Consider the following 14,538-nt stretch of genomic DNA (forward strand, 5'->3'; position numbering starts at 1 on the left):
CCTGCCGCACGGCGGGCCCGCCGGAGGTGCGCGCCGCGAGGAACATGCCCGTGACCGACGACTTCGTGAGCGAACACGACCTGCGGGACCTCGGGCTCGAGCCCGCCCTGGTCCGCGTCCTGTGCCCGCACGCCACCGAGTACCGGGCCCTGGACGGGTCCCGGTGCTGGGCCGCCGCCGACCTGGCCCCGCTGCTCGGTGCCGAAGGGGGGGACCGATGACCCGCACGGAAGAGGCCGTCGCGGCCTACCGGGCCCGGGGCTGGTGCATGGTCCCGGTCCACCGCCCGGACCTCGACCGGGGCACCTGCTCGTGCGGCCGCCCCGACTGTCCCAAGCCGGGCAAGCACCCGGACGCTCGGTTCTGGCCCGCCGGAAGCGCCGACACCGAACATTTCGCCGGCCGCAACGTCGGCGTCAAGCTGGGACCCGACTCCGCCGGCCTGGCCGACGTCGATCTGGACTGCGGCGAGGCTGTTTCCGTCGGCCCGTACCTGCTGCCGCCCACCGGCAGCGCGTTCGGCCGCGGCGGCGAGATCACCCACCGGCTGTACGCCGCAACCGATCGCACCGCCGCGTTCGCCAAGTTGCTCGACCCGGTGCGGTCCGGGGACGAGGCCACCATCGTCGAGCTGCGGTGGCCCGAGTGGGACGAGGCCGAAGGGCGGTTCAAGAACGTGCAGACCGTGTTCCCGCCCTCGCTCCACGTCAGCGGCGAAGCGCTCGGATGGGCGCGCGACGAAGCCCCGGCGGGAGTCGCGGGCGCCGAACTCAATGCGGCGGTGCGGCACGTCGGGGCCGCGGTGCTCATCGCCCGGTACGCACGGCCCCAGGAGCGGCACGCGCTGGTGCTGCTGGTCGCCAACCTGGTGGCCCGCGCCGGCTGGGCGGACGACGCCCGGGCGGTGGCGCTCATCGCCGCCGTCTTCGCGGCGCGGAACGACGCCGACAAGGTGGCCAAGGTCGCCGCCGGCGAGGGGGCCGGGGCGGTCGCCGACGCGCGCAAGCGGCTCAAGGCCGGCAAGCCCATGAGCGGGCTCCCGGCCCTCCGCGCGATGCTCGACCCGGCCCTCGACGGCCGCACCGCCGTCGCCGTCGTGGCCCGCGTCAAGGAGTGGCTCGGGGTGCCGGACCCGCCCGCCGCGCACGCGACCGTGAGTGCCGGCCCGGGCGGCGGCGCGCCCGGGGCGGCCGGGGTGCCGCTGTACACCCCGCTCCCGCCGTGGCGCCCGTTCCCGGCCGAGCACCTGCCCGACCCGGTCCGCGCGTTCGTCGCCACCGTCGCCGCCGCCATGCGGTGCGACCCCACTTACGTGGCGCTCCCGGCCCTGGCTACCTGCGCCGGCATGATCGGCGCCACCCGCGTGATCCGGCTCAAGAAGTCCTGGCACGAGCCGGCCATGCTGTGGGCCGCCGTGGTCGGCGACTCGGGCACCCTCAAGACCCCGCCGTACAAGCGGGCCGTCGCGCCCGTCGTCGCCATGCAGGCGGCCCACCTCCAGGCGCACCGGGCCGCCGCCGAGGCGCACCGGGCCGAGGCCCGCGAGTACGAGCGCCTCAAGCGCCGCAGCACGGGCGACGATCCGGGGGACCCGCCCGAGCCGCCGGCGTGCCCGCGCATCTACTCCCGGGACACCACCGTCGAGGCCCTGGCCGGGCTCCTGGTGGACAACCGCACCCGGTTCCTGATCGGCCGCGACGAGCTGTCCGGGTGGCTGTCGAGCTTCAACCAGTACAAGGCCAAGGGCGGCTCGGACACGGCCAACTGGCTCGAGCTGCACGGGCTCGGCACCCTGTGCGTGGACCGCAAGACCGGCGACCCCAAGACCATCTTCGTGCCCGACGTGGGCGTGAGCCTGTGCGGCGGGATCCAGCCCGGGGTCCTGCGGCTGGCCCTGACCCCGCAGCACTTCAGCGCCGGCGTGCCCGCCCGGCTCCTGTTCGCGTACCCGCCCAAGCGCCCCAAGGAGTGGACCGAGGACGACATCGACGAGCCCGCCGAGACCGCGTACCACCGGCTCGTCCGGGCCCTCGCGGAACTGGAACCCGGCACCGACGCGGACGGCGCCCCGTGCCCGGTGCCCCTCGCCCTCGCCCCGGACGCCAAGCCCGAGTGGGTCCGGTTCTACGCCCGGTTCGCGGACCGTCAGGCCGAGGCCGACGGCGAGCTGGCCGCCGCGTTCTCCAAGCTCGAGGGGTACGCCGCCCGGCTCGCCCTGGTGCACCACGTGTGCCGCTCGGTCGCCGCCGGCACCGCCGCGCGCGAGCCCGTGACCGTCGACAGCGTGCGGGCCGGGATCGCGCTGGCCGAGTGGTTCACGTCCGAGGCCGAGCGCGTCTACCAGATGCTCGCCGAGGAGGCCGGGGAGCACGAGACGCGAAAGCTGATCGAGACCGTAACCCGGCTGGCCGCGCGGCACGGCGGGCGGGTCACGGTGCCCCAGTTCCAGCGCTCGAACCAGCGCCGGTACCGGACCGCGCGGGCGGCCGAGGAGGCACTGGACGGGCTCGTGGCGCTCGGGCTGGGGCGCTGGGAGCCGGGTCCCACCACCGACCGCGGCGGCCGCCCGTCACGCGCCTTCGTCCCGGCCGCGCCCGGGTGTGACGGAACCGCGAGCGGTGTGACGGAACCGGCCAACCGGGCGAGCGCGGCGCCCGCCGCAACGACTGCACCGGACCAGAGTTACCCTGGAAAGGCACCTGGAGCGGGGGAGGTTTCGTATGTTTCGTCACACGTCACACACGGACACGGGGCGCCTGGCCCGGCGGCGGGGCCGTCCGATGCGGCGGGAGCTCCGGACGACGGTCCGTCACGAGCCGACGGACCGTACGTGACGTGTGACGAAACACACGAAACCGCCGCGCCGGTCGAACGCGGCACCGAGCCGCTGGGTGCCGCGCCCAGGAGTGACAATGTCCCGACGGTAGGGCCATGCGGGTCCGGCACCCGAACCGCCGCCAACGTCGGAACCCGTTCGCCCCGAGCAGGTTCCGACGTGCTCACGGACGGCGCAGGGGACGCTTCGTATGTTTCGCCACACGTCACACACGAGGTCCGCCCCGGCGCCGAGGGCCATCAGGCCGCACCGGCCGGCGGCACCGGGGAACCCCACACACAACGGGCTCCGGGTTGTTCCCGCCCGGCCCGGGACCGCTCTCCGGACGTGGCGCCGGGGCGTGCCGGCGGTGCGGCGCCCGACCGGTACCCGAACGGTCGGGCTGTCGCGCCTGTGGATCGCGATCGGCCGGGCGGCTCGCCCGCCGGCCCGGCGGGTACCGGTGCCTCGTCACGCGACGACGGACCGCGTGTGACGTGTGATGAAACATACGAAACCTCCCCACCGGTCGATCGCGGCACCGCCCCGGCACCGGCGCCGGCGTGTGACGGAACCGCCGACGGCGGAGCGGTACGGCTCGACCGACCAGGCCACACGCCCGACGCAACCGCAGCGCCCGCTACAACATCCGACGATCAGCCGGTGCGGCCCGGGGAGGTTTCGTATGTTCCGTCACACGTCACACCCGAGAGCGGCGACCGATGCCGGCCCGCACCCGGGGCCGAGTGCAGCCCCCGAGGTTTCGTCACACGCGGGCCGGTTTCGTCACACGTGACACCGGACGGCCGCGGACCCCAACTCGTGTCCGACGTCGCGGGACTCGAGCAACTGACCGCCGTGGTCCGGGCGGCCGAACGGGTCGGCTTGGACCTGGAGACGACCGGGCTGGACCACGCCCGCGACCGCGTCCGGTTGCTCTCGCTCGCGACCCCGAGCGGCACGTTCCTCGTCGACCTATTCGCGCTTCCCGACCCCGCCGCGGCCCTGGCCCCGCTGCTCGAGGCGCAGACGGCGGTTGAGGTGGTGGGCCAGAATCTGGGGTTCGACCTGCCGTTCCTGATGCGCCTCGGGTTCGTGCCCGGGCGTGTGCGGGACACCATGCTCGCCAGCCAGGTGCTCCACGCCGGGAACCGCACCGTCGGCCACTCCCTGCAGGAACTGGTCCGCCGGCACCTGGGGCTCGAGCTCGACAAGGAGCTGCAGGCCGCCGACTGGTCGGGGCCGCTGACCGACGCGCACCTCGAGTACGCGGCCCGGGACGCCGAGTTGCCGCTCGGCCTGTGGGAGAAACTCGCCCCGGAGCTCGCGGCCGCGAACTTGACCGGCACCGCCGAAACCGAGCTGGCGGCGCTGCCCGCGGTCGCGTGGGCGGCCCGTTGCGGGGTCGCCCTCGACCGGCCCGCATGGGAGGCGGTCGCCGCCGACACCGAAGCGTGTGCCGCCCGGGCCCGGGAGCACCTGGACGAGCGGCTGCCCAACCCGGGCAACCTGTTCGGGGTAACCAACTGGAACTCGGTCGACGAGGTGACGGCCGCGTTCGCCGCCGCCGGGGTGGCCCTGGCCTCGACCGGCGACGACGCGCTGGCCGCGGTGGGGCACCCGGCCGCGGCGCTCTTGCGCGAGTACCGGGCCGCGTCCAAGCTGGCGGGCACGTACGGCCGCGCGTGGCTCCGGCACGTGTCGGGTGACGGCCGCGTGTACGCCGCGTGGAAGCAGGTCGGGGCCGGGGCCTCGGGCCGCATGTCGTGCAAGGACCCGAACCTGCAGCAGCTGCCCCGGGACCCGCGGTTCCGGCGGTGCTTCGTGGCCCCGCCCGGCCGGGCCCTGGTGAAGGCCGACTACTCCCAGATCGAGCTCCGCATCGCGGCCAAGATCACCGGCGACCGGCGGATGCTCGAGGCGTACCGGACCGGCGAGGACCTGCACACCACCACCGCCCGGACCGTGCTCGGTAAGAGCGACGTGAGCAAGGCCGACCGGCAGCTCGCCAAATCGCTCAACTTCGGGCTCCTGTACGGGATGGGGGCGCGGGCCCTGGCCGGGTACGCGGCCGCGAACTTCGGGGTGGAGCTGACCGCGGCCGAGGCGGCCCGGCACCGGGACGCGTTCTTCCGCACGTACCCGGGGCTCCGCGCGTGGCACCGGCGGGTGCCCGACGGCACCATTCAGACCCGCACCCTCGGGGGCCGCCGGCGCGTTGGGGTGAGCGCGTTCACCGAGAAGCTCAACACGCCCGTGCAGGGCACCGGGGCCGACGGGCTGAAGCGGGCACTGGCGCTGTTGTGGGAGCGGCGGGCGGCATGCCCCGACGCGTTCCCGGTGCTCCTGGTGCACGACGAGATCGTGGTCGAGTGCGCCGAGGACCGCCTCGAGAAGGCGGCCGCGTGGGTGCGGGATGCGATGCGGGACGGGATCGCCCCGCTCCTCGACCCGGTGCCCGTCGAGGTCGAGGTCATCGCGGGCCGCACCTGGGCCGGGTGAGCCCGCCGGCCCCGGGCCTCGTCTCGGCACCCGTCACAAAATAGCGCGGCCGGGTCGGACACTTCGGGCGCGTGCGGTGTAGTTCCTGATAGGGCGTGCCGTGCGCGCGGCCCCACGGAGGTGAGTGATGGACGTGGTCATGCGCCCGGTGGGGTCGATCCAGCCGTATCCGAACAACCCGCGGGCCAACGACGCCGCGGTCGATGCGGTCGCCGCGTCCATCCGGGCGTTCGGGTTCCGACAGCCGCTCGTGGTGGACGAGGGCGACGTGCTGATCGTGGGCCACACCCGGTACAAGGCGGCGCTGAAGCTGGGCCTGATCGAGGTGCCGGTGCACGTGGCCCGCGGGCTCACACCCGACCAGGCCCGGGCGTACCGGCTGGCCGACAACCAGACGGCCAGCCTGGCCACCTGGGACGACGGCAAGCTGGTGCAGGAGCTCGCCGCCCTGCAGGCCGCCGACTTCGACCTGGGCCTGACCGGGTTCCCCGAGGACGAGGTGCTGCGGCTGCTCACCGCGCCCGAGCCCGAACTCCGCGGCGATCCCGACGCGGTGCCCGAGCCGCCCGCCGAGCCGCTCACCCGGCCCGGGGACCTGTGGCGCCTGGGCCGCCACCGGCTCCTGTGCGGCGACGCCACCGAGCCCGCCGACCTCGCACGCCTGCTGCCCGACGGGCCGGCCGACGTGCTGCTCACCGACCCGCCGTACAACGTGGCCTATCGGGGCAAGACAGCGGACCAGCTCACCATCGCCAACGACGACATGGACCCAGCCGCGTACCGCGCGTTCCTCACCGCCGCCCTGACCGCCGCCAAGGCCCACCTGCGGCCGGGCGGGGCGTTCTACGTGTGGCACGCGGACACCGCCGGGCTCGACGTGCGGATGTCCTGTTCACAAGCCGGGCTCCAGGTGCGGCAGTGCCTGGTGTGGGTCAAGTCGGCCCTGGTGCTGGGGCGACAAGATTACCACTGGAAGCACGAACCTGTTTTATACGGTTGGATCGACGGGGCCGCTCACACGTGGCTCGGGGACCGTGCCCAGACCACGGTGCTCGAGTTCGACAAGCCCGCCAAGAGCCCGGACCACCCGACCCCCAAGCCGACCGAACTGTTCGCGTACCTGTTGAACAACTCGTGCCCGCCCGGCGGCCTCGTCCTCGACCCGTTCGCCGGCTCCGGCACCGCCCTGGCCGCGGCCGAGCAGACCGGGCGGAGCGCGACCCTGCTCGAGCTGGACCCGCGGTACTGCGACGTCATCGTCCAGCGGTTCGAGTCGTTGACCGGCCAGAAGGCCGAGCGGGCCGCGGCGTAAACCCTGACGGCGCTCCGAACTTACCTGACGCAGGAGCACCCGATGCGGCTCACCGGGCGGGTCGACAAGGTCGCGAAGCGGGTCGCCGGGCGCCCCCGGCCGGGCGTGTTCCACGTCGTCGAGGCCGTTCCCGTGCATCGGGCCGACGGGCGGGCGCCGGGTCTGTACCGGGACGGCCCGCCGGGCTCCCTCGCCGGCACCCTGGTGTACGACCCGGCCCGCGGCGAACCGGTGGTGCCCGACGGCGCGCTGGCCCCGTTCGGGCTGCTGCTCGTGCTCGGGCTCGACCACCTCGACCCGCCGGCCCCGGGCCCGGTCGACGCGCGGGAGCCGGGGAACGGCTGACACGGACCATCCCGGGAGAACGAACGGGGCGTTCGGCGGACAAACCTCGACGCGCGGGTAGCGGCCCTGGTCGCACGGCACGGGTCCGTCCCACCGTCCGCAGGTATCTGCCGATCACGGGCGGCGAGGGCCGAGGCCCGGGCGCCGCGGTGTGGCCCGTCCGGGCGACCGTCGTGTGGTACCCAGTCGGGACCGCAACGGGACCGGGACAAACGGCGTGAGCGGAGGAACGACATGGGCGACCGGGTGAAGAAGAACGACGACAAGCTTCTGCTGGCCCTGGCGTGCGGGGCCACCGTCGAGGCCGCGGCCAAGCAGTGCGAGCTGACCGACCGCACGGTGTACCGGCGGCTCAACGACCCGGCGTTCAAGAGCCGGCTCGCGGAGCTCCGCGGCGACATGGTCAGGCGGTGCGCCGGGATGCTCACCGCGGCCGCCGGCGAGGCCGTCCGCACGCTCCTGTCACTCCAGGGCAGCTCCACGCCCCCGGCCACGAGACTCGGGGCCGCGCGGGCCATACTCGAGCTCGGCCTCAAGGTGCGCGAGGTGGCCGAACTGGAGGTGCGGATGAGCGAGCTGGAGGCCCTCGTGAAGGGGGCCGATTCGCAACAACCGCTCCCGAACTGGTGAGGGCGAACCGATGCGGCTGAGCGGTCGAATCGAGGCGCTGACTGCGCGTGTCGCGTGCCGTCCCGCGGCCGGTCCGGCGCCCCCGCTGCCGGACTGGCTCCGCGACCGGACGGCGTTCCTGGCCCTGGTGCCCGAGGCGCTGCGCGAGCGGATGGCGGCCCGGCTGGACGAGCCGTACGGCCCGGACTCCGAGTCGCTCGCGTCGTGGGTCGGGGTCCCGTTCGCCCGCTGGGCACCGGCGCCCGCGCCTCAGTACCGGCTGCCCGAGGCGCTCGTTGCGTGGGTGCTCGATCCGCCCCGCCCGTTCTGGTTCGGGCACCACTGCGGATCCTGTGGGCTCGCGGTCCCGCTGGTCCTCGTACCCTCCAGCGACCCGCGCCCGCTCGCCGACCTCCGCGCGTTCCCGACCTGCCCGGCGTGCGGCGGGCGCACGAGTCACGCGGCCAATGACCGCCCCGACGCACCGGAGAACCGCCAATGAGCCTTGCCCGCCGGCTCCGCGCGCTCGCCGACCGGATCCCGCCGGCCCGCCCGGGCACGGATCTGCCGACCGACCCGGTGGCGTTCGCTCGTGGGCTCCTGAGCGGCGACTTCGGGCCTAACAACCTCGACCAGAAGCACCCGGACCACACTGGCTGGGCGGTCCAAGCACTGACGTTCCTGGGTACGCTCCAGCCCGAGCACCAGGCGTGGCTCCGGGACCAGCGCGAGCGGCACCCGTACGCGTATCCCGACCAACTGCTGCTGCCGGCAAGTGAAGAGCAGATCGAAGCGGCCCTCGACGAAATCATGCGGCGTGGGTGATTTTAAACCGAGGGCGACACGTGTCACTGAGGACTCGAATGCAGCGACTCGAGACGTCCCGCCCGCGATGTGACGGCCGCACGCTCCGGCTCGCGCCCGAGGGGTACGAGCCGAGCGCCGCGGACCGGTGCCGGCAGTGCGGCGGGGGTCACGTGCTAGTCATCGTCGAGGAAATCGTCGAGGAGTCGACCGAGTCCGAAGAGGTGTGCACATGAAGCCGAGCCGGGTGACCAAGTTGGAGCGCCAGGTGCGGAACCGCCCGTGCCCCGGGTGCGGGCGCCCGTTCGACCCGCCTGGGGCGCGGAACGACGAATGCGATTTCGAGCGACTCAGCCGGGACGAACAGGCGGAACTGGTGGCGCTGATCCAGGCGACACTCACCCCACCGTGCGTGCGGTGCGGGCGCCAAGGCCACAACCTCTCAGGGGCGTCCGACGAACAACTTAATCGTACGCTGGCGCTGCTGCGGATACTACTCGGGCACGAATTTACGGCCCTGAACGGGCTTACCTGAAATGCGGCTTGATGCCGTAGCCGCGTGCGCGTGAAACGCGCCCTTCGGCGCCCTGCCGCCCGACAATGTGCGTGCTCGCGCAGTTCAGCCCGAACCGCACCGACAACGCAATTTCGCCCCTGTACGCACGGCACATCGCCGGTTAGGCTTTCTTTCTCTACCTCCAGAGGAAGCATCCGCCCCTCTCACACCAACGAATCTCTAACCAAGCTCGACGCCCAATGAACCCGGCCGTCCCTCTCCAGGCGGGCAACATCGTCCGCGGCCCGACGCTCCCGGAACCGGTGGAGGTCCTCGCCGTCGTGCCGATGGGGGACGCGGTCAAGCTGATCGGACGCGGGTTGCGAACCGGACTCACGCACGACCCCGTTCTCACGCCCGACCAGCTCGCGCGGCTGACCGTGTCCTCGGGGCACGAGCCCCTGGACGGCGACGCCCGGCTGTTCCGGCTCGGGGTCGAGGCCCAGCGGCTCGGGCTGGCGTACGAGTACGACCCGTTCTTCGCGCTCTCCATCGCCCGCGTCGACCCGCTCCCGCACCAGCTCGAGGCCGTTTACAACTACTTCCTGCGCCTGCCCCGCATCCGCTTCCTCCTGGCCGACGACCCGGGGGCCGGCAAGACCATCATGGCCGGGCTGCTCCTCAAGGAGCTGAAGGCCCGCGGGCTCGCCAAGCGGGTGCTCATCGTCACCCCGGCCAACCTCACGTTCCAGTGGCAGCGCGAGCTGTCCGACAAGTTCCGCGAGAAGTTCGAGGTCGTCCGCGGCGACGTGCTGCGGGCCAACTACGGCCAGAACCCGTGGCAGGACAAGGACCAGGTCATCACGTCCGTGTCGTGGGTGTCGGTGATCGAGGACGCCCGCGAGAGCCTGCTCCGGTCGCGGTGGGATCTGGTGATCGTGGACGAGGCGCACAAGATGAGCGCCCCGGCCGACGACCGCAAGACCTACGCCTACCGGCTCGGCGAGGCGTTGTCGCGGATGACCGACCACTTCCTCCTGATGACGGCGACCCCGCACAAGGGCGACCAGGACCACTTCCGCCGGTTCCTCGCGCTGCTCGACGCCGATGTGTACGGCAGCGTCCACAGCCTCCAGCACGCGATGCGCGAGCACGAGGCCCCGTTCTACCTGCGGCGCACCAAGGAAGCGCTGGTCACGTTCCCGCACCCCGAAACGGGCGCGGTCCGCAAGCTGTTCACCAAGCGCGAGGTGCGCACCGCCGCGTTCGACCTCGACGGCGACGAGCTCGCCTTTTACGACGAGCTGACCCGTTACGTCGAGGAGCAGTCCACGGCCGCCGCGGGCGAGGAGACCGCACGCGGGCGCGCGATCGGGTTCACCATGGCGCTGCTCCAGCGCCGCATGGCGTCGTCCGTGTACGCGGTGCGCCGCAGCCTGGAGCGGATGCGCGAGCGCCGCGAGAAGATCCTCGAGGACCCCGAAGCGCACCGCCGCGAGCAGATCGAGCAGCGCGTCCCGGACGACTTCGACGACCTGACCGACGACGAGCAGGGCCGGATCATCTCGCGGCTCGAGGGCGAGGTGCTGTCGGCCGACCCGGCGGTGCTGCGCGAGGAGATCGCGCAGCTCTCCCGGCTCATCGGCCAGGCGCGCGGGCTCGAGTCGCGCGACGCCCAATCGAAGCTGAACAAGCTCCGCTCCGTCCTGACCGAGCACGGGCTGTTCCGCGACCCGACGATGCGGCTGCTCGTGTTCACCGAGCACAAGGACACGCTCGACTACCTCGTCGGGGACGGGCGCGACGGGCGGCCGGTCGGCAAGCTGCGCGAGTGGGGGCTGACCGTCACCCAGATCCACGGCGGGATGAAGATCGGCGACCGCGACACCGCCGGCACGCGGATCTACGCGGAGCGGGAGTTCAAGGAGTCGGCCCAGGTGCTGGTCGCGACCGAGGCCGCGGGCGAGGGCATCAACCTCCAGTTCTGCTGGCTGATGATCAACTTCGACATCCCGTGGAACCCGGTCCGGCTCGAGCAGCGGGTGGGCCGCATCCACCGGTACGGGCAGGAGAAGGACTGCCTGGTGTTCAACTTCGTCGCGCAGAACACGCGGGAAGGCCGGGTGCTGCACAAGCTGCTCGACCGGCTCCGCGAGATCCGCCGCGAGCTGGGCACCGATCAGGTGTTCGACGTGGTCGGCGAGGTGTTCCCCTCGGCTCTGCTGGAAAAGCTGTTCCGCGACATGTACGCCCGGCTCACCGACGAGCACAAGATCCAGGACCGGATCGTGAAGGACGTCAGCCCGGACCGGTTCCGGGCCATCACCGAGAGCGCGCTGGAGGGCCTGGCGAAGCGCGAACTCAACCTGTCCGCGGTCGTGGGCAAGAGCGCGGAAGCGAAGGAGCGGCGGCTGGTGCCGGAGGTGATCGAGCAGTTCTTCGTCGCGGCCGCGCCGGAGTCCGGGGTGCAGCCGAAGGCCACGGGGCCGAACAGCCGGGTGTACCGGGTCGGCAAAACGCCGCGGAACCTGTTCGCGATCGGGGACGCCCAGGAGCCGAAGTTCGGCAAGCTCGGGCGCGAGTACAAGAAGGTGGCGTTCGACAAGTCGGTGCTGCCGTCCGACCTCGAGGCGGAGTGGGTCACCCCCGGGCACCCGCTGTTCGAGGCGGTGCGGACCGACATCCTGGCGCGCGTCGAGGACCACCTGCGGCGCGGCGCCGTGTTCTTCGACCTGCACCGCGACCGCCCCGCGGTGCTCGACGTGTTCGCCGCGTCCGTGAAGGACGGGCGCGGGTTCACGCTGCACCGCCGGCTGTTCGCGGTCGAGACGTCGGCCGGCGGCGCGATGGCGCTGCACGAGCCGACGATCCTGCACGACGTGTCCCCGAGCCCCGCGGGCACACCCGTTCCGGCCGCCCTCACGATGCCGGACCGCCCGCCGGTCGAGCGGTTCCTGTACGAGCACGCGCTGAAGCCGTGGGCGGCCGGTGCGGCGGAGGCGCGGGCGCGGGAGGTGGGCCGCGTCGAGCAGCACGTCGAGATCAGCCTGAACGCGCTCATCGACCGCCAGCAGCACCAGCTCGGCGAGTACCTCAACCGGCAGATCGAGGGGCAAACGGTCCCGGGGCTCGACGGGGTGATCGCACAGGCGGAGTCGCACTTAGATGAGCTGAACGCCCGGCGCGACACGCGGAAACGCGAACTGGAGCTGGAACGGCACTGCACGATCGCAGACATTACCCACGTCGGCCGGGCCGCGCTCCTGCCGCACCCCGACCGGGCCAGCCCGCAACTGGCGCCGATGGTCCGGGACGACGAGATCGAAAAGATCGCCGTCGCCGAGGCGATCCGGCACGAGCAGGCCCGCGGGTGGGTGGTCGAGAGCGTCGAGAGCGAGAACCGCGGGTTCGATCTGATCAGCCGGCGCCCGCACCCGCACGACCCGCGGACCTTCCTGGAGGTGCGGTTCATCGAGGTGAAGGGCCGCGCGGGCGTGGGCGTGGTGGCCCTGAGCGAGAACGAGTACCGGACCGCCCAGCGGCTCAAGGGCGATTACTGGCTGTACGCGGTTTTCAACTGCGCCACGACACCGGAACTGCACATCGTCAACGACCCGGCTCGGCTTGAGTGGAAGCCGGTAATGACGGTGGAGCATTACCAGATCCAGCCATCAGTGTTGATAAGGCTGACTTAACTGCAATGCAACACGGCGAACCGATCTCCTTTGGAGTTCAAGAATGCCAGCTTTACCGAAGGCGACAATTTCACTGACCGACCGATCGCTCTTTGGAAATGACGCGGCCGAAGACGAAAATGAGGATATTTTTCAGTCATACTTCGTCGAACGTGACGAGATCAGTCGATTCATGAAAGATGATTCGCCCTTCCTCATTCTTCGCGCATACCGTGGCGAAGGGAAATCGGCAATTCTGCGTAAGGCGCTGCACCTATTGAAAAGTGCAGATGTCGTCAGCGTAAAAACTACAGGCGCGTCTCTATCCCCAGATGTCTCATCTAGTGACTCTGCAGCTTGGACCAAGGGGTGGAAGCGACAGATTTTGGGACTGCTTGCCTCAGAGATCGGGTCACGTATCGGCGCGGCGTGGTCAGATGATGCTATTAGCTTGGTTGAGGAGGCTGAGAAGAACGGGTATAAATCTCGAAATTTCGTGTCGAGCATTCTTGATCGCCTTCGGATAGCCCAGGTGCCGGAGAAAAAGAGCCTTGGCACATCAAATCCCGAAAAAACAGTCCAGCGATGGATGAAAGATGGCTCAACTCTATGGTTATTTGTTGACGATGTTGATGAGAATTTTGTCAACTCGCCAGAATCTCGAGCCAAGGTATCTTCGTTCTTCAACGCCTGTCGTCAACTAATTAATCTTATTCCAGAACTCAGGATACGGACCGGAATAAGGCCTAATGTATGGAAGATTATCAGGTCCGACGCTGAGTCTCTTGGAAAAGTCGATCAGTACATTATTGACATCCGCTGGGATATTCTGCAACTCAGAGATCTTCTAGCCCGGCGTGCTGACGCCTACTTGCGTCGAACAAAGCAAAATTCCGCCCTGCAGTACTTTGCAGGGATCGCAGGCTCGTATCGAGCAGAACAGTTGATTTCATTAATATTTGAAGCCGAGATGGATTGGGGCTATGATACAGTAGGCCAAAGGCAAATTTTGCGCCCGCCTCATGTCGTACTCTCGACTCTCTCGCGACATCGCCCACGCTGGATGATCGAACTCGCCAAATTAGCGGCCGAACGGGCCGCTATTCAAAAATCACCGCAAATCTACAAGAAGCACATTGTTGAAGTGCTAGATGGATTTGGGAGAACCCGAATCGATGATCTATCTGCGGAATACCGATCGGAATGCGCGGAGGTGCGAGAGCTAATTAACGCATTCGCCGATGGAGCCGAGGACTATTCTACGGCTGACCTACAAAGCCGCATTACTAATCGAATTCTTCAGCATATTGATCTATCGTTTACAAGTAGCGGCCGCCCATCTCGGCCGATGCAAGTCGCAGCATTCCTCTACGAGATTGGCTTTTTGACCGCTCGAGAGGAGCTGCCAGATGGAACATATCGTCATTATGCCTTTGCCGAAGAGCCAGAACTGCTCCACAATCGAACAAATGTTGATCGCGGCATGGCTTGGGAGATTCATCCGGTGTTCCGCCAGGCATTGGGCCTTCGGACGGCAAGTGGCCAAAAGAAAAACAACGACCGTAAGAATAATCGCAAAAAACGGTAATGGCGAACGTGAACCACCCTAAGCGACTGATTGAAGTGGACCTTCCCATCGCCCGCATCTCGGCGCACGCACGGCGCGAGAAGTCGATCCGGCACGGGCACATCTCCACGCTTCACATCTGGTGGGCACGCCGGCCGCTCGCGGCGTGTCGTGCGGTCATTTGCGCGGCCCTTTGGCCCGATCCCGCCGACCCGCTGTGCCCGCAAGCGTTCCGCGATGCGGCCACGCGCCATATCTTCGCGTTCGCCGGGCGCGTCTTCCCCAAGAAGATCTCCGGCGAGAAGCAGCAGTTGCAGGAATCGGCATCGGGGCCTAGTCTCGCCCGGTGGGAGGTCATGGCGTCGGGCGGCGCGCCCCCCCCCCCCCCCCCCCCCCCCCCCCCCCCCCCCCGCC

The 14,538-nt window shown here is 70.0% G+C and carries 12 protein-coding genes; all 12 read left to right on the plus strand.

The window, feature by feature from the left end; translation table 11 throughout:
• The first annotated feature begins 50 nt into the window (after nt 1–50).
• Nucleotides 51–221, plus strand: a complete 171-nt coding sequence (locus R5W23_RS30210) for a hypothetical protein (RefSeq protein WP_320689597.1) — start codon at nt 51–53, stop codon at nt 219–221.
• Nucleotides 218–5,317, plus strand: coding sequence for a DNA polymerase (locus R5W23_RS30215; RefSeq protein WP_320689598.1), 5,100 nt, complete (start codon nt 218–220; stop codon nt 5,315–5,317). The genes R5W23_RS30210 and R5W23_RS30215 overlap by 4 nt, the downstream gene beginning before the upstream one ends.
• Before the next feature lie 127 nt (nt 5,318–5,444).
• Entirely contained in the window at nt 5,445–6,629 is a 1,185-nt protein-coding gene (locus R5W23_RS30220; RefSeq protein WP_320689599.1) for a DNA modification methylase, read from the plus strand.
• A 42-nt stretch (nt 6,630–6,671) separates the two neighbouring features.
• On the plus strand, nt 6,672–6,974 hold the full coding sequence (locus R5W23_RS30225) for a hypothetical protein (RefSeq protein WP_320689600.1): 303 nt from the start codon (nt 6,672–6,674) through the stop codon (nt 6,972–6,974).
• Between the two features lie 234 nt (nt 6,975–7,208).
• Nucleotides 7,209–7,604, plus strand: a complete 396-nt coding sequence (locus R5W23_RS30230) for a hypothetical protein (RefSeq protein WP_320689601.1) — start codon at nt 7,209–7,211, stop codon at nt 7,602–7,604.
• A 10-nt stretch (nt 7,605–7,614) separates the two neighbouring features.
• Nucleotides 7,615–8,085, plus strand: a complete 471-nt coding sequence (locus tag R5W23_RS30235; protein WP_320689602.1) for a hypothetical protein — start codon at nt 7,615–7,617, stop codon at nt 8,083–8,085.
• A complete protein-coding gene (locus tag R5W23_RS30240; protein WP_320689603.1) occupies nt 8,082–8,408 on the plus strand; it encodes a hypothetical protein in 327 nt (108 codons plus the stop codon). The genes R5W23_RS30235 and R5W23_RS30240 overlap by 4 nt, the downstream gene beginning before the upstream one ends.
• Nucleotides 8,409–8,446: 38 nt before the next feature.
• Nucleotides 8,447–8,623 carry a hypothetical protein gene (locus tag R5W23_RS30245; protein ID WP_320689604.1) on the plus strand — a complete coding sequence of 59 codons (177 nt, stop codon included), beginning with the start codon at nt 8,447–8,449 and terminating at the stop codon, nt 8,621–8,623.
• Nucleotides 8,620–8,922 carry a hypothetical protein gene (locus R5W23_RS30250; protein WP_320689605.1) on the plus strand — a complete coding sequence of 101 codons (303 nt, stop codon included), beginning with the start codon at nt 8,620–8,622 and terminating at the stop codon, nt 8,920–8,922. Before R5W23_RS30245 ends, R5W23_RS30250 begins: the two co-directional genes overlap by 4 nt.
• A gap of 221 nt (nt 8,923–9,143) precedes the next feature.
• Nucleotides 9,144–12,578 (plus strand): helicase-related protein, encoded by a 3,435-nt coding sequence (locus tag R5W23_RS30255; RefSeq protein ID WP_320689606.1) that lies wholly within the window; start codon nt 9,144–9,146, stop codon nt 12,576–12,578.
• A gap of 43 nt (nt 12,579–12,621) precedes the next feature.
• A complete protein-coding gene (locus tag R5W23_RS30260) occupies nt 12,622–14,145 on the plus strand; it encodes a P-loop ATPase, Sll1717 family (protein WP_320689607.1) in 1,524 nt (507 codons plus the stop codon).
• Nucleotides 14,145–14,538 (plus strand): DUF1156 domain-containing protein (locus tag R5W23_RS30265; RefSeq protein WP_320689608.1); only part of this gene is annotated, 394 nt, incomplete at its 3' end. The genes R5W23_RS30260 and R5W23_RS30265, both read left to right, overlap by 1 nt.

This window comes from Gemmata algarum (assembly GCF_034097035.1).
GTDB lineage: Bacteria > Planctomycetota > Planctomycetia > Gemmatales > Gemmataceae > Gemmata > Gemmata algarum.

What these genes read in the sequence shown, in the direction of transcription:
- R5W23_RS30245 (WP_320689604.1), top strand. Translation starts at nt 8,447, where the DNA reads ATGCAGCGACTCGAGACGTCCCGCCCGCGATGTGACGGCCGCACGCTC.
- R5W23_RS30230 (WP_320689601.1), top strand. Translation starts at nt 7,209, where the DNA reads ATGGGCGACCGGGTGAAGAAGAACGACGACAAGCTTCTGCTGGCCCTG.
- R5W23_RS30235 (WP_320689602.1), top strand. Translation starts at nt 7,615, where the DNA reads ATGCGGCTGAGCGGTCGAATCGAGGCGCTGACTGCGCGTGTCGCGTGC.
- R5W23_RS30220 (WP_320689599.1), top strand. Translation starts at nt 5,445, where the DNA reads ATGGACGTGGTCATGCGCCCGGTGGGGTCGATCCAGCCGTATCCGAAC.
- R5W23_RS30225 (WP_320689600.1), top strand. Translation starts at nt 6,672, where the DNA reads ATGCGGCTCACCGGGCGGGTCGACAAGGTCGCGAAGCGGGTCGCCGGG.
- R5W23_RS30240 (WP_320689603.1), top strand. Translation starts at nt 8,082, where the DNA reads ATGAGCCTTGCCCGCCGGCTCCGCGCGCTCGCCGACCGGATCCCGCCG.
- R5W23_RS30255 (WP_320689606.1), top strand. Translation starts at nt 9,144, where the DNA reads ATGAACCCGGCCGTCCCTCTCCAGGCGGGCAACATCGTCCGCGGCCCG.
- R5W23_RS30250 (WP_320689605.1), top strand. Translation starts at nt 8,620, where the DNA reads ATGAAGCCGAGCCGGGTGACCAAGTTGGAGCGCCAGGTGCGGAACCGC.
- R5W23_RS30215 (WP_320689598.1), top strand. Translation starts at nt 218, where the DNA reads ATGACCCGCACGGAAGAGGCCGTCGCGGCCTACCGGGCCCGGGGCTGG.
- R5W23_RS30260 (WP_320689607.1), top strand. Translation starts at nt 12,622, where the DNA reads ATGCCAGCTTTACCGAAGGCGACAATTTCACTGACCGACCGATCGCTC.